The organism is Dyella sp. GSA-30 (genome assembly GCF_027924605.1).
Classification (GTDB): domain Bacteria; phylum Pseudomonadota; class Gammaproteobacteria; order Xanthomonadales; family Rhodanobacteraceae; genus GSA-30.
In genome coordinates, this window is sequence record NZ_AP027042.1 from 4,405,515 (window position 1) to 4,421,138 (window position 15,624).

The 15,624-nt window shown below is 63.8% G+C and carries 11 protein-coding genes; 3 read left to right on the forward strand and 8 right to left on the reverse strand.

Going from position 1 to position 15,624, the window contains the following annotated elements; genetic code table 11:
• Positions 1-45 precede the first annotated feature (45 nt).
• Positions 46-891, forward strand: coding sequence for a PP2C family protein-serine/threonine phosphatase (locus tag QMG46_RS18600; RefSeq protein ID WP_281849360.1), 846 nt, complete (start codon positions 46-48; stop codon positions 889-891).
• A gap of 25 nt (positions 892-916) precedes the next feature.
• Positions 917-1,777, forward strand: coding sequence for a LysM peptidoglycan-binding domain-containing protein (locus tag QMG46_RS18605; protein WP_281849361.1), 861 nt, complete (start codon positions 917-919; stop codon positions 1,775-1,777).
• Between the two features lie 167 nt (positions 1,778-1,944).
• On the opposite strand, the gene QMG46_RS18610 is transcribed toward QMG46_RS18605, so the two are convergent.
• The 8 genes from QMG46_RS18610 to ald form a co-directional block, all read right to left on the reverse strand.
• Positions 1,945-3,633, reverse strand: a complete 1,689-nt coding sequence (locus QMG46_RS18610) for a protein kinase domain-containing protein (protein WP_281849362.1) — start codon at positions 3,631-3,633, stop codon at positions 1,945-1,947.
• A gap of 7 nt (positions 3,634-3,640) precedes the next feature.
• Complete coding sequence (locus tag QMG46_RS18615) at positions 3,641-4,168, reverse strand: FHA domain-containing protein (protein ID WP_281849363.1); 528 nt, start codon at positions 4,166-4,168, stop codon at positions 3,641-3,643.
• A gap of 157 nt (positions 4,169-4,325) precedes the next feature.
• Positions 4,326-5,657 (reverse strand): replication-associated recombination protein A, encoded by a 1,332-nt coding sequence (locus QMG46_RS18620; RefSeq protein WP_281849364.1) that lies wholly within the window; start codon positions 5,655-5,657, stop codon positions 4,326-4,328.
• Between the two features lie 7 nt (positions 5,658-5,664).
• Entirely contained in the window at positions 5,665-7,041 is a 1,377-nt protein-coding gene (locus tag QMG46_RS18625) for a DUF3999 family protein (RefSeq protein ID WP_281849365.1), read from the reverse strand.
• Complete coding sequence (locus QMG46_RS18630) at positions 7,031-9,742, reverse strand: DUF2339 domain-containing protein (RefSeq protein ID WP_281849366.1); 2,712 nt, start codon at positions 9,740-9,742, stop codon at positions 7,031-7,033. Before QMG46_RS18630 ends, QMG46_RS18625 begins: the two co-directional genes overlap by 11 nt.
• Positions 9,743-9,970: 228 nt before the next feature.
• Entirely contained in the window at positions 9,971-10,624 is a 654-nt protein-coding gene (gene lolA, locus QMG46_RS18635) for an outer membrane lipoprotein periplasmic chaperone LolA (protein WP_281849367.1), read from the reverse strand.
• A 138-nt stretch (positions 10,625-10,762) separates the two neighbouring features.
• On the reverse strand, positions 10,763-13,114 hold the full coding sequence (locus QMG46_RS18640) for a DNA translocase FtsK (protein WP_281849368.1): 2,352 nt from the start codon (positions 13,112-13,114) through the stop codon (positions 10,763-10,765).
• Between the two features lie 204 nt (positions 13,115-13,318).
• Positions 13,319-14,377, reverse strand: coding sequence for an alanine dehydrogenase (ald, locus tag QMG46_RS18645; protein WP_281849369.1), 1,059 nt, complete (start codon positions 14,375-14,377; stop codon positions 13,319-13,321).
• A gap of 218 nt (positions 14,378-14,595) precedes the next feature.
• On the opposite strand from ald, the gene trxB reads away from it, so the two are divergent.
• A complete protein-coding gene (gene trxB, locus QMG46_RS18650) occupies positions 14,596-15,558 on the forward strand; it encodes a thioredoxin-disulfide reductase (RefSeq protein ID WP_281849370.1) in 963 nt (320 codons plus the stop codon).
• Positions 15,559-15,624 lie beyond the last annotated feature (66 nt).

Consider the following 15,624-nt stretch of genomic DNA (forward strand, 5'->3'; position numbering starts at 1 on the left):
TCGCCCGTCGCTATACTCGCGACGGGTGCATCGGGGGGCTACCGAATGCTGGATGAGCAAGTCGATCTTTGCGTGTCGCCGCTGGTGGTTGCCGGGCGGGTGCGCGGTGGGCGTGCGACACAACAGGACGAACTGGTCTGCCTGCATGCACCCGATGCGGATGCGCGCCTGCTGGTGCTGGCCGATGGCATGGGCGGTGACGGTGCCGGCGAGCTGGCGGCGCAGACGGTGGTCGGCGTGGCGCGGCAGATGTGGGAACAAGGCAGCTGGCGCGAACAGCCCGGCCCGTTGTTTCTGGAGACGCTGTGCCAGGAAGCGCATGCCCAGTTGCGCCGCCTGCGCGACACGCTTGCCAGCGGCGAGCCCCATTCGACCGCGGTGGCATTATTGATCCAGGGCAACCGCGCCTGCTGGGCGCATGTCGGCGACAGCCGGCTCTATCGCTTTCAGGGGGGGCGTTGCCTGGAACAGACGCAGGACCATAGCGTGGCGCAGCTGAAACGGCAGCGCGGCGATATCTCCGAAGCCGAACTCGCCAGTGACCCGGATCAGCACAAGCTGTTGCGCGGCCTGGGGGGCGCAGATGCACCGGTCGTCGACCATGGCCTGGCCACGCTGCGCCCGGGCCAGGCGTTCGTGCTGTGCAGCGATGGGGTGTGGGAGCATCTTTCCACACGTGAGCTGGCGGAGCTGGGTTTCGCTCGCGATCAACAGGCGGCGCTACAGCACGCTTTGGCCCTGGTAGTCAGCCGTGGCGGCGAACATGCCGACAACGCATCTCTAGTTGTAGCCCGCGTTGCCGATACTGGTTGGATACGGCGGTTGATGATCTGGATGGGATCGACGTTGACGGGTGCCGCATCCGCGCGTCGCGACGATGTAGCGGCTTAGATTCATTTTGGAAAACATATTGCGCATGGCATCGACACAGGGACTATCGAAACACGTTTTGGCGGCAGGGTGGCTGGCGACCGCGCTTGCCATATCCGGCTGCTCGCAGATGCACACCAAGCCCAAGGTGGTAAGCACACCGCCCCACCAGGAAGCCCCTATCGCACCACCGGCGCCACCGCCGGCCGAGACGGACGATGCTCCGGACATGCCGATCAGCGCGATCATCAAAAGTCAGTTGCAAGTGGGGCGTTACGAGGATGGCGAGAAATCGCTGAAGCATTATCTGAAACAGCACCCGGACGATCGGCTTGCGCAGAATCTGCTGCGCCAATTAACGGTCGACCCGCAACAGGCGCTCGGGGCATCTTCACGCAACTACACCGTGCAATCGGGCGACTCGTACAGCACGCTGGCAGCGCGCTTTCTCGGTGACGGCACTCAGTTTCTGATCCTGGCGCGTTACAACAATGCCGCCAATCCGTCGATGCTGCGTGCCGGGCAAGTGCTGCATGTGCCTGCTTCGGCCAAGAATGCACCCGATAAAGCCTTGAGCCATGTGTCGCCGGCTGTGCAGGCCAAGCGTTTGCAGGACGAAAGTCTTGCGTTGCTCGGCCAGGGGCATCGCGACGATGCGGTGTCGCGTTATGACCAGGCGTTGTCGCTCGACCCGACGTTGAAGCCGACCAATGGCGATGCGGCGGGGTTGCGTACCCAAGTGCTGAACAACTATCACCAGCGCGCCATTGTGTTGTATCGCGATCAGAAGCTGGATCAGGCGATTGCGCTATGGGATCACGTGCTGGCGATCGATCCGGGGTATGAGGCGGCTACGGTTTATCGGACGCGGGCGTTGGAGTTGAAGCATCGGCTTAAGCAGCTTTGATGGGGTGAGGGCTTAAAGCCCCCCTCACCCTAACCCTCTCCCCCGGCATAGCCAGGGGAGAGGGGACCGACTGAGGTAATCTTTCAAAGTCTCGCGCTTTTGCTCCCTCTCCCCTGGCTACGCCGGGGGAGAGGGTTGGGGTGAGGGGGTTGGCTGCTCGCGGGATGCTAACCAGCGTCGTCTTTTTCAGACACCGGCAAAATACGCGTCGGCTGCGTCGCACTTTCCGCCGGCACGCGCCGCGCGGGTCGAATACCCAGGCGCCGGCGATTCTGCAGCGACGTATTCATCAGGTTGAACGACACAAACAACCGCCCAAGCTCGTCACCACGAACCAGACGAATGCGATAACCAAAATCGCCACGTGCAACGCGCAGCAACGCATCGCTCACCAGGCCAAGCAAAATCAACGGCCTGCGAAACAGCCAATACGCCGCGCCCATGACCACCGTCAAGGTCACCAGCAACACGGTAAGAATCACGCCAAGCGTGGTCTTTTGCGCGGCGTGCAGTGGCGCGTTGCTGACGCCCAGGCGTAGCTGACCGACGGTTTTCACCTGATAGAGCACAGGTACGTCAAACAACAGCACATCGTCCTGCCCTGCTCCCTTATCGGGACTCAGGTAGCTCTGAATATCGCTGGCCTGCGATTCGTACTTCTTGCCGTTGATCGGCGGCAGCGGGTGGTCGATCTCGTTCGCGCGCGTACTGGCTACGACGTTGCCGTCATGGTCGGCGATGGCGAGGTAATGAATCTGCTGATTGCGTGCCACGTCCTCGACCAACGCACGTGTGGCCGCGCGGTCGCCGAGAAGCAGATTCTCCGCCGATTCGCTGGCGATCATGTGCGCCATCGAACCGCCGAAGTCGAATGCAAGGCCGGTGACGGCGCGATTCTGCTTGCCATAGATCAACGCCAAACCAAGGATCAACACCATGGTCAGGATCGCACCGAGTACGCCGGCCCAGCGCAGGCGCAGCGACACGAAATGATTAACCAGCGGCTGCTCTTGCAGGCGGTCGTATTCGCGTTGCGCGACGCGCAGGTCGTCGACGACTTCGGCGCCGCGTTGGTAGCGCGCTTCGACCGTCGGCGCCAGCAAGGTGCCGACGATATGCACCAGCATCGATGGCGCAGCCGGGTCGCGCGGTTCTACCGGTGGCAATGGCTGCTGTCGTTCGGCGATGGTCTGCCTGATGTCTTCGTGATCGGGCCAGGGCAGCTTGCCGGTCACCAGCCAGTGCAACACGACGCCGAGCGAGAACAGGTCGCTGCGCGCGCCGCTTTTTTCGCCGCGCAAGCGCTCGGGCGCCATATAGGCTGGCGTACCGCCGATACGTTTGCTTGCACGCCCGTCTTGCTTGCCGCGCCGTTCGGCAATGCCGAAGTCGCTGATCTTGGCGTGATGCCAACCGTCGACCAGCACGATGTTGTCGGGCTTGATGTCGTGATGAATCACACCCTGGGTGTGCGCGTAGTCGAGCGCGGCAGCCACCTGGGTGATCAGTTCGATGATCGTCGGCAACGGTGGCAGACCATGCGTGGCGACGCGGCTGGCGAGGGTTTCACCGGTGAGGCGCTCCATCGCGATGTACGGGCGACCATCGTCGGTTTCACCCGCGTCGAAAACGGTGACGATGTGCGGATGGGTCAGGTGGCCGGCGGCGCGCGCCTCGACCAGAAAGCGGCGGCGATAGTCGGGGTCGTCGGCTACTTCGCGGTGCAGGCATTTGATCGCCACGCGGCGTTCGATGTCCGGATCGAACCCGGCATACACCACCGCCATGGCACCCTCGCCGAGGATGCCTTCGATACGGTATCGGCCGATGGTTTGCGGAATGGACGCGACGCTCACGGCAGGCTTATCGAACCAGCCACCAGGCCGCCGCGGCCACCGCCGCGACCATGACGATACCGGCCACGATGCGCAGCGCGAGCCGCGCCGCCGAGCCTTCGTCCGGTTCGCGGGTCAGAAAGACGAACTCGACCTGCCCCAGGCGCAGGCGGTCGCCATGTTTAAGCACGGCTTCGTGGATACGCTGCTCGTTGACGAAGGTGCCGTTGGTCGATAGCGTGTTCATGACCACATAGTGGCCGTGCTGGTTGATGATCCAGGCATGCGAAGCCGAGACGCTGAGGTCGTCGAGAATGATGTTGCTGTCGCTGCGCCGGCCGATCGTCTGCCGCCCCGAGCGCAGCACGAAACGCCGCCCTTCGATCCCCTGGCTGACACCCTCCAGCACCGGCTGGTGGGTACTGGCCCGCTCGTCGAACGACGGCACCGCCTCGGCATACTCCCGCAGTTCCTGCACGGACAGCAGCTGGGTACCTTGCGGCCCGGCGGAGCGGACTCGGGGGACGCCGGCAGGTAGCGGATCGGGTCGATTCATAACGTATCTGAAGGGTGGCGATTGTTAGCCACTATAACCAAACCGATTGACCTGCTGACCTGGGGCCAGTTGGCGTTTTGGAATACGGCCCTTCACAATTTCGTCATCCCGGCGCAGGCCGGAACGGCGACTTGCGGGAAGCTTTCGTCCCCACGGGCTACTTCTTCCTCGCCTGCGCGCGTGACTCGCGCAAGGCAGCCAGCTTCTCGCGCAGCTTGATTTCCAGCCCCCGCTCCACCGGTTCGTAGAACACCATGCCTTCGAGCGCATCGGGAAGGCATTGCTGGTCGAGGGCGATGCCGCCTTCGGCGTCGTGGTCGTACTGGTAGCCGTTGCCGTAACCCAAACCTTTCATCAGTTTGGTCGGGGCGTTGCGCAGGTGCATGGGGACATCGAGGGTACCGGTCTGGCCGATGACGGCGCGGGCCTGGTTATAGGCCATGTAGGCGGCATTGCTCTTGGGGGCGATGGCCAGCCAGATCGCCAACTGCGCCAGGCCCAGCTCACCTTCGGGGCTGCCCAGACGCTCGTAGGTGTCCCAGGCATCCAGCGCCATGCGCCAGGCACGCGGTTCGGCCAGGCCGATATCTTCGACGGCCATGCGCGTCATGCGGCGCGCGAGGTAAAGCGGATCGACACCGCCGTCCAACATGCGCGTCAGCCAGTACACGGCGGCGTCGGGATCGGACGAGCGCACGGATTTATGCAACGCGGAAATCTGGTCGTAGAACTGCTCGCCACCCTTGTCGAAACGACGCGTGCGATCGGCCAGCACCTGGGTCAGCGTGGCATCGTCGATGGTGTTGTCGTTGGCCAGCTCCGAGGCGATTTCCAGCAGCGTAAGTGCGCGACGCACATCGCCATCGGCGGCATGCGCGATCAAGCGCAGCGATTCGTCGGCGACCTGCAAACCGAGCTCACCCAAACCGCGTTCCGTATCGGCAAGCGCACGCTTGAGCGCGGCGACGATGTCGTCGATGGAGACAGATTCCAGCACATGCACGCGGCAACGCGAGAGCAACGCCGAGTTCAATTCGAATGACGGGTTTTCTGTGGTCGCGCCGATAAAGATGATCACGCCACGTTCGATATGCGGCAGGAAGGCGTCCTGCTGCGCCTTGTTGAAGCGATGCACCTCGTCGACGAACAACACGGTGCGCCGGCCCTGCGCGAAATTGGCCTCGGCTTCGGCCAGGGCCTTGCGCACTTCGGGCAGCCCGGAAAGCACGGCCGAGATGGCACGGAAATCCGCATCGGCGTAACGCGCCACCAACAAGGCAAGCGTGGTCTTGCCGCAACCGGGTGGCCCCCACAGCACCATCGAATGCACACGGCCTGCTTCCAGCGCACGACGCAAGGCCTTGCCGGGTGCAAGCACGCGCTGCTGGCCGACGATCTCGTCCAGGCTGCGCGGACGCATGCGCTCGGCCAGTGGCTTTAACGCGTCGGACTCGGGGAAGAGCCCGGTATTCGATGGTAAGAGGGACATGTCGAACTTAGGGTTTGGGGGCCGGTTGATCGCCGCGCGATTGCTTCAGCAGACTCCATGCCATACCCGCGATCAACAAAGCGCCAAGGATGAGTACAAGCCACAGTACGGGACGCGTCCAATCATAGGGCAGCTTGGGCGCCAGCAGCGCATTCGGACCGCCGGCGTCGGCACGAGCACCAAGCCCGGCCTCCGGCGGCAGCCAGTCGCTGGGCTTCACATCGCGCAGCTTTTCCAGCGAGGCGGTCATCGGATAGTCGCCACGCCGTGCGGCGTAGCTGCCTGCCAGCAGTCGGTACGGGGCGTGTCCCTCGGCCATGAACATGAATTGATCCGGCTCCCAGCCCACGACCAGCGTCGGCGGCGCCGCGAGCGCGGTATCCACATGCACGCGCAGGTGCTGGATCGGTTGGCTGGTCCAGCGCAAGGTGGCCTCGGCGGCGCCGGTACCGACACGCACGATGTCCGCCGAGCCCAGTGGCGTCCATTGCATTTTGCCGTTGTCGTCCTGGCCGGCCAGCAGCGTGACATGCGCGGCGACGTTGCTGCTGGGCAACGCCAGCTTGGCGGCCTGCAGCGGCAACGCGGCGATCAGGCGATAGTCGAAATCCGTGCCGTTTTGCCTGGTATCTTCCAGTGCACGCTGCCAACTCAGTGTGGCCAACGTATCGGCGGGCGTCGGTACATAACTGCCCTGCAGGGTGACGTTGGGCGTGTGGCCGTTGCTCCAGTCCACGTCGCCGTCGATCAGGCGGATGCGGTAATAACGCGCCGGTGTGCCGCCGACATCGAGCGACAACTGCTCCACGCCGCCGTCGTCGCCCTGGCCGCTGACGCGCGTCAGGCTGCCGGTATCGCCGCGCTGGCTCCAGTTTTTCAGGTCGTCGCTGGCGTCGACTTCGACATGCAACTGAAGATCCTGCGTCACCGACGCCGGATCGAGCTCGATGCGCTCGACACTGGCGCTGCTGCCGGCATCGATCAGCCACTGCGTCGGCTTGGCCGATCCAGTCGCTGCGCCCTGGTTGATCACGATATCGCCGTTGGTATTGCGCTCCACGCGCACGGTGCCGGCGGCATCGCGCGATACCGGCACCGGCAGCATTCGCGTGTGCGCGGTGAAGTCGCGCGTCTGCGGCGGCTCGACCGGCATCGGTCCGAACGGCACCGGCTGCCCATCGCTATTGACCACCACGATGTCCTGCAGATTGGCGTTGCGGTTGATCGCCGCGTAGACCTCGGGCGTCAAGGCAACGCGATAGGCCTCGCTCGGCGTTTTCGTGTCGAGCGCAAACGCATAGGCGTAATCGGTCTGCGCGCTGGCTTGCGCCGCGGCTACGGGCAACAGCAAGGCCAACCCGAACAAACGAAGATCAAGGCGCATGAGTGCCCTCCTTCCTGGAAGATGAAAGCGGCGGCGCCTGTTTCGGCGGCGCCGGTGCGAGATAACCGATGACGGTACAAAGCAGACCGTAGGCGATAAACGAACCGATACCGAAAAGGTTGCCCAACTGAGCACGGTCGATCAGCAGCAGCTTGGCCAGTACCACGCCCATCATGATGGCGCCCGCCAGCCACAGCATGCGATGCCCGCGACGCGAGCCCCACACCCAGGCCACCAGGCCGAGCACGCTCCACACGACGGTAAGCGACATCTGCGCGAGACTGGACTGGGCAAGCGCATCGCTCCAGCCGACGCCACCCAACTGATGCACCGCGCGCAAGGTCGCGTCGGTCACGAAGATCAGCACGATCGCACCGGCCACCAATGCGCGTTGCTGTTTCAACACGACCGGCGTCTGCGCATCGGCCAACCAGCGTGCAAAGAAGAACACGATCGCCAGCAACATCAGCTCGAGCGGGTTGATCAACGGGATATACGGCAACGGCGTGGCATCGCCATCACTGCCCAGGGCCAACAGCGCAAGCACGCCGAGCAAGGCAAACAGCGAATACAGCAGCGGCGTGCGCCATTGCGGCAGATGCGTGGCTAGTGGTGCCGCGATCCAGCGCGGGCGCCACAGTGCGACCGCGGTGAGCAGCAGCGCCGGGGTAAAACTCAGTACGAAGACCCAACTGGTCGATACCCAGCGTGCACCATCGAAGGCCACCCAGATCGCCAATACCAGGATCGCGCACCAGCGCCACAGCCATGCCAGCTGCGCCAGGCTGGCGCTGAGTGCAAAGGCGCGCAGGCAGATCAGAGTGCGCCAGCCGAACGCCGCTGCAACGACGATCGCCGCCAGTGTCCAGCCGGCCAAGGGTTGCTCGCGCAATTCGACCAGCCGCAACAACACCAGCAGCATCACGAACAGGAAGGCCGGCGGGCTGTAACGCAATACGGCACCCAGCTCGAATCGTGTCTCGCGCTGCGCTACTTCGGCGATCAGCCACGCAGTGAACGCGAGCAGAGTGAACCATGCGGCCGGCCAGAACCTGACGTCGACGAAGCGGCCGATTTCCGTACCGGACGCAGCGACCCACCACAGCAGGCTCCACGCATAGAGCGCGACGGCAAGCAGGCGGTGGGTCGAGCGCTCGCCTTCGTTGCGCACGTAGAGCACGCAACTGGCGATACCCGCGACGATCAGCAGCAAGGCGCCAATGAAATCGCGATTGAGCACCGGCCATTCATTCGTCAGGTACCAGTGGCGACCGAGCAGCAAGGCGCACGCCGCGAGCAGTTGCAGCGACAGGCCGCTCCAACGTGCCAAGGCGCGCTGCTGGCGCAGACCCAGCCAGATCAGGCCCGCGCCTTCGAGCGCGAAGATGCTGCCGGTGACATTCGCATTGAGCGCCAACGGCACCGCCAGCGTGGCGAAGGCTACCGCCAGTACCGCCCAGGTCTCACGCAGCAAACGCATCGCCGGATGATTGCGCACGACGTAGGCAAACACGATGTAGACCACGCCCGCGGCGAGCGCGGAGAACGCCATCGCGCGCGGGTCCCATTGCAGCAAGGCGCCCTGCAGCAACAAGCTGATCAAGGGATTGCCGAACATCAGGCTGCCGTCGATGATCAGGCGTCGATCGGCCGGTGCGCGCAACACGTGCAGCCAGGGGATGATCAGGTAGAACAGGAAATTCAGCACCAGGAACGGCTCGGTGCTGTTGAAAAGATGCGGCTCGTATTTCAGCACGCCCCAGGCCGTGCCGATGCCGAAGGTGGCGATGAAACCGAGCAGGTTGAGCACGCGCCAGGAACGTTTCCAGGCAATGCCGAGAATGGCCAGATTCAGAATCGCGTAGTAGCTGAAAAGCGCGACGTGACTGCCCTGCCCGGTCGAGACCAGGATGGGCGCGGCAAAACCCGCGACCAGGCCGAGCATGGCGAGCGCCAGCGCATCCTGCAGCACGGCGAGCATGCCGATGCCGGCGACCAGCACCAACAGCAAGGCGAATGCCGCGCTTGACGGAATCAGGTTGTACAAGCGGAACGCGGCAAAAATCACGATGATCAGGACGCCGATCGCACCACCCTGCAGCGAGAGCCCGAACACGCGTCGTTGCGAACGCTGTCGCCAGCCGAAGGCGAGACCGCCGATGGCCGCCAGGGCGACGACGCTCAGCCGCAGGCCGATCGGGAGGCGCAACATGCCGCTGTCGGAGGCGTACTTGAGCAGCGCGGCGACACCGGCGAACAACACCAGGATGCCGACTTTCACCGGAACATTGCCTTCGGTGAACCAGCCCCAGGCGCGTTCGATCAGCGACGGGCCGCTGGGTACGGAGGGCGGCATCGCTGGCGTGTGTGGACGCTGCATGTCGTCGGCCCAGGCGTCGGGCGCTGAGGCGACAGGCAGAGGTGGTGCGACCGGCGCGGGTGGCGGCACGTACGCAGGCGGCTGTTGCGTCTGTGCGATATCCGCTGCGCGATGCACGATCGCGTCGGCTTCTGCTCTCGACTGCACGGCTGGCGGTAACGTCAGCTCATTCAAGCGTACGCGCGTTGCGGACAGCTCGCGCGACAGGCGCGATTGGCGCGCCCAGAGCAAGCCGATCGCCGCGCCGACCAATGCGCCGAAATACCCCTGATCGGCCAGTGCCCCCAGCACTGCGCCGATAATCATCCACACTATGAACATCTGTTCGTCCTTGTGTTTGGAGCGGTGTTTACAGGCTCGCTTCGCATCGCCTCTTGCGCCCCCTCACCCCAACCCTCTCCCCCGGCAGAGCCAGGGGAGAGGGAGCTAAAAAGCGCGCAAAGTTCAAACTTGCCTCAGTGCGCCCCTCTCCCCTGGCTTCGCCGGGGGAGAGGGCTGGGGTGAGGGGGGCTTTGATCGCGACTTTAATCGCGACCCGTTCGTCCGACGTTAATTTTTAATCGGCTGCGTGGTAAGCACCGGCGCATCGCCGATTACGTCCGCGCCCTTGGGCGGCACGAAGTTGAAGGTCTGCGGCGCAATCGATGCGTTGCGCTGCCAGCCGGAGAAATGGATGTCCGTGGTGGCACCGAGCTGGTCGCGGAAGGTCATGCGTGCCAGGCCGTTGGCGTCGAAGCCTAAGTCGGCATAGTCGAACTGCGGATCTTTTGCGGTCGAGGTCAGGCGCACCCAGCTCAGGCCGTCGCGCTCGCCCTGCTCGGTCACTTTGAAATCGCGGTCCATCTGCTTCAGATCGGTCAGCACCGTGAGCGGGCTATGTGCTTCTTCGCCACTTTGGATGCGCACGGTGACCTGCTCCAGGTCCGGGTCGTACAACCATACGCGGCTGCCGTCGGCAACGATGGTCTGTTTGTACGGCGCGGTGGTTTCCCAGCGGAACTGACGCGGCGCTTCCAACGCCAGCGTACCCGAACTGGACTTGCCGGGCTGACCGTTGGCGTCGGTCAAGGTCTGGCTGAAATTGCCGGTGAGCGAGTGCAGGCCGGTAGCGAACGCGTCGAGCTTGGCGCGCGCGTTGCCGGTGGCGGCATGCGCGGTGAAGGCGAGCGCGAAGGTGGCAATAGTGACGATAAGACGATTCATTGGAGATCCCGATGATCTTTGCTTTTAGCTCGTCATTCCGGCGTAGGCCGGAACCCAGTAGCGATGCGTATCGATTTTCGCGACAACCTGAAACCGAGGGCACTGGGCTCCGGCCTGCGCCGGAATGACGAAGTAGGTTTAGTTCTTGGGCGGCGGCGGCGCCAGCACTTCGCGATTGCCGTTGTGCTGCGGTGCGCTGACCACGCCCTCCTGCTCCATCTGTTCGATCAGGCGCGCGGCTCGGTTGTAGCCGATGCGCAGATGTCGCTGGACGCCGGAGATCGATGCGCGACGGCTTTCGGTGACGATACGCACCGCCTTGTCATAGAGCTGCGCTTCCGCGTCGCCGCCGACTTCTTCTTCCAACGGTAGACCGGAGTCGCTGATGAACTTGCCGTCGCCGGTGGGCTGCGATTCTTCCAGCACGCCTTCGATGTATTGCGGCGAGCCCTGCGACTTGAGCCAGTCGACCACGTGATGCACTTCATGGTCGTCGACGAAGGCGCCATGTACGCGCTCGGGTGTGGCGGTGCCGGGCGGCAGGTAAAGCATGTCGCCATGGCCGAGCAGTGTTTCGGCGCCCGATTGATCGAGGATGGTGCGCGAGTCGATCTTCGACGACACCTGGAACGCGATGCGCGTGGGGATGTTCGCCTTGATCAAACCGGTGATCACGTCCACCGACGGACGCTGCGTGGCGAGGATCAGATGCACGCCAGCGGCACGCGCTTTTTGCGCAAGACGCGCGATCAGTTCTTCGACCTTCTTGCCGACGATCATCATCATGTCGGCGAATTCGTCGATGATCACCACGATGTACGGCAGCGGCTCCAGCGGCTCGGCCGCCAGGTTGGGCATGTCCGGATTCGGACGGAACAGCGGGTCGAGCATCGGCTGACCGGCATTCTCGGCGTCCTTCACCTTCTTGTTGAAACCAGCGAGGTTGCGCACGCCGACCGCGGCCATCAGCTTGTAGCGACGCTCCATTTCGCCCACGCACCAGCGCAGCGCGTTGGCGGCTTCTTTCATGTCGGTGACGACCGGCGCGAGCAGATGCGGAATCTTGTCGTAGACCGACAGCTCCAGCATCTTCGGGTCGATCATGATCATGCGCACGTCTTTGGGGCTGGACTTGTACAACAAGCTCAACACCATCGCGTTCACCGCCACGGACTTGCCCGAACCGGTGGTACCGGCCACTAGCAAGTGCGGCATCTTGGCCAGGTCGACCACGGTCGGCTTGCCGGCGATGTCCTTACCCAGTGCCAACGCCAAGGGCGACTTGAGCTGGTCGTATTTGTCCGAGCGCAATATCTCCGACAGGTAGACGATCTGCTTCTTGGTATTGGGGATTTCCAGGCCGATCACGTTCTTGCCCGGAATCACGTCGACCACGCGCACGCTGACCACGGACAGCCCGCGCGCAATGTCCTTGTCCAGGCTCGACACCTGCGAACCGCGCACGCCGGCAGCAGGTTCCAGTTCGAAGCGCGTGATCACCGGGCCCGGATAGACGCCCACGACCTTTGCCTCGATGCGGAAGTCCTTGAGCTTCAGCTCGACCTGGCGCGACAGCACTTCGAGGGTTTCTTCCGAATAGCCCGGGCCTTGCGGCGGTGCTTCGTCCAGCAGGGACAGCGGCGGCAGTTCGCCCGGTGCGGCAGCGCCGGTGAACAACGGAATCTGCGTTTCCTGGCGGGCGCGTTCGCTCTTGATCACCGGCGTCGGCGCCGATTCGATACGCACCGGTTCGCGCTTGGCCTGCTTGACCGCCTCGACCTTCTTGACCACTTCGCGTTCGGCGCGTGCCTGACGCGCGGCCAGAGCTTCGGGGGCTTCCTTGAGCTTGCCGCCGAACCAGCTGCCGAGCTTGACCACGCCGGCACCGAGCAGGTCCATCACCTTGAACCAGGACAGGCCGGTGGCGAGCGTGACGGCGATCAGGAACAAGGCGAGCAACAGCAACGGCGCACCTTTGTCGCCAAAGGCACGCAACAAACCATGGCCAACCCAGCGACCGACAATGCCGCCTGCGCCTTCCGGCAGAATCTGCACGTCGTGCAGGTTCAACCACGCCAGGGCCGGCGTGGTGATGAAAAACAGTACAAAGCCAATCAGCCGCATCGACGGCTCCCACGGCTGCACATTACGCTCGCCGCGATGACGCAGCACCTGCACGCCGAGGATCAGCAGCAACAACGGGAAACAATAAGCGACGAGGCCGAAGATGTAGCGCAGCAGGTTGGCGATGTTCGCGCCCACTTCGCCGCCCAGATTGTGGGCATGCTCGGCCGTGCTGGCATGGCCCCAGCTCGGGTCCTGGTCGTTGTAGCTGAACAGGCAAACCAGCAGATACAAAGCGAGCGGCAGCAGCAACAAGGCGCCAGCCTCGCGCAGACGACGCTTGAGCTCTTCGCTGAGCCCCTCGCGCGGCTTTTCCTTTTTGGATGTTGCTTTTGCGCTACGCGCCACCGGTTTGGGATTCCTCATAAACTGCAATCAATAAAAGACCGTGGGTAGGTTATTGCCGACATAGCGTAATGCTCCCCTGTAAGCATCCCTGCCCCTCTTAGGCGCAAGAGCATACCCTGTCGTAGGTCTTACCTTGGCTTAATGCTGTAATTAATTGAAAAAGCTAAAAAAGAAAAGGGGAACGGAAGCCCGAGGCCTCCGTTCCCCATCGGGCGGAGCCTATCAGCCCAGCAGGGCCGGGTGCACCAGCTTGCCGCCGTCCACATTGATACCGGCCTTGAGCGGAGCGAAGTCGCGCCACTCGTTGCCGCCGGCCAGACGCTGCACGTACGGCAGGATCGCGGCCGAGATGGCCACCGACGAGGTCTGCGGCACGGCGCCCGGCATGTTGGTCACGCAGAAATGCGTCACGCCGTGCACGTCGTAGGTCGGTTCCTTCCAGGTCGTCGGACGCGAGGTCTCGAAGCAGCCGCCCTGGTCGATCGAAATGTCGACCAGCACCGAGCCGGGCTCCATCGTCTTGACCATTTCTTCGGTGACCACGCGCGGCGCCTTGGCGCTGGGGATCAGCACGGCACCGACGACGATGTCGGCATCGCGCACTTCTTCGGCCACCGAGGACTCGTAGGCGTACAGGGCGGTGACGTTCGGGCCCATCGCCATCATTTCGGCCAGGCGGTCCTGGCGCTTGTCGAACACCACCACGTTGGCACCGGCAGCGGCGGCCAGCGCAGCGGCATTGCCGCCGGCAGCGCCCGCGCCCAGCACGACGACCTTGCCGCGCGGGGTCGAGGCCATGCCGCCCAGCAGCTTGCCCTTGCCGCCCTGCGGACGATGCAGCAGCGTGGTGCCGATCTGGGTGGCGATGCGGCCGGCGATCACCGACATCGGCAGCAGCAGCGGCAGGCCGCCGTCTTCCTCGACCGATTCGAATGCGACGCCGGTCAGGCCGATGTCCAGCAGGCTCTTGGTCAGCGCCGGCTCGGCGGCCAGGTGCAGGTAGCAGAACAGCAGATGGTGCTTCTTGAGCAGGGCCAGGTCGCCAGCGACCGGCTCCTTCACCTTGACGATCAGCTCGCCAGCCTCGTACAGGGCGGCGGCGTCAGCGGCCAGTTTCACGCCGACCTTGGTGTATGACTCGTCGGAAAAGCCGCTCTTCAGGCCGGCGCCGGCCTGGATGAATACTTCGTGGCCGCGGCGAACCAGGTCGGCGGCGGCAGCGGGGACCAGGGCAACGCGACCCTCTAGGGTCTTGGTTTCAGAAGGAATGCCGATACGCATGGGGAGTGGGAGATCCTGTCAGTGCACAAAAAACCGCGATGTTGGCCATCGCGGATAGCGTTACAGTCGCCTGCGCCTTGAATCGGCTGCGTGTCTTCCCCATCCTTGCGGGTTCAAAACTCGTTCTCTGATGCCTGAAGGCGGTCTTAGGTGAAACCGCCGCAGGATGTGGAGCGAATAGTGATTCAAGCTGCCTGCAAACTTTAAGGATTATATCAATGACGACCCCTAAGCACAGCCGCCTGCTGATCCTGGGCTCCGGCCCCGCCGGCTATACGGCTGCCGTGTACGCTGCCCGCGCCAACCTGAAGCCGACCATGATCACCGGCCTGCAGCAGGGCGGGCAGCTGATGACCACCACCGACGTCGACAACTGGCCGGGTGACGTGGAGGGGTTGCAGGGGCCCGCCTTGATGCAGCGCATGGCCGAGCACGCCGAGCGCTTCAAGACCGAGATGGTGTTCGACCATATCCATACGGTGGACCTGAAGCAGCGCCCGTTCCGCCTCAAGGGCGATTCAGGCGAGTACACCGCCGACGCACTGATCATTACCACCGGTGCGACCGCCAAGTACCTGGGCCTGGCCAGCGAAGAGCATTTCAAGGGCAAGGGCGTATCGGCCTGCGCCACCTGTGACGGCTTCTTCTTCCGCGAGCAGGACGTGGTGGTGGTCGGCGGCGGCAATACGGCGGTCGAAGAGGCGCTGTACCTGTCCAATATCGCCCGCAAGGTGTACCTGGTGCATCGTCGCGACAAATTGCGCGCGGAAAAGATCATGCAGGACAAGCTGTTCGAGAAGGCCGCCGCCGGCAAGATCGAGCTCATCTGGAACCACGCGGTGGATGAGGTACTGGGCGACAACAGCGGTGTGAACGGCGTGCGCGTGAAAGACGTGAACACCGGCGCCACCCGCGACCTGGATGTCACCGGCTTCTTCGTGGCGATCGGCCACACGCCCAACACCGGCATCTTCGACGGCCAGTTGGACATGCGCGACGGCTACATCAAGATCCGTTCGGGTCTGGACGGCATGGCGACGATGACCAATATCCCCGGCGTGTTCGCCGCGGGCGACGTCGCCGATCATGTGTATCGTCAGGCCGTGACCTCGGCCGGCTTCGGCTGCATGGCCGCGCTGGATGCGGAACGTTGGCTGGATCAGCAGACACCAGTGGTTTGATCTGCGCTATGGCCTCACCCAGTTCGTCGTCCCGGCGTAGGCCGGGATGACAACCAAGGGAACACG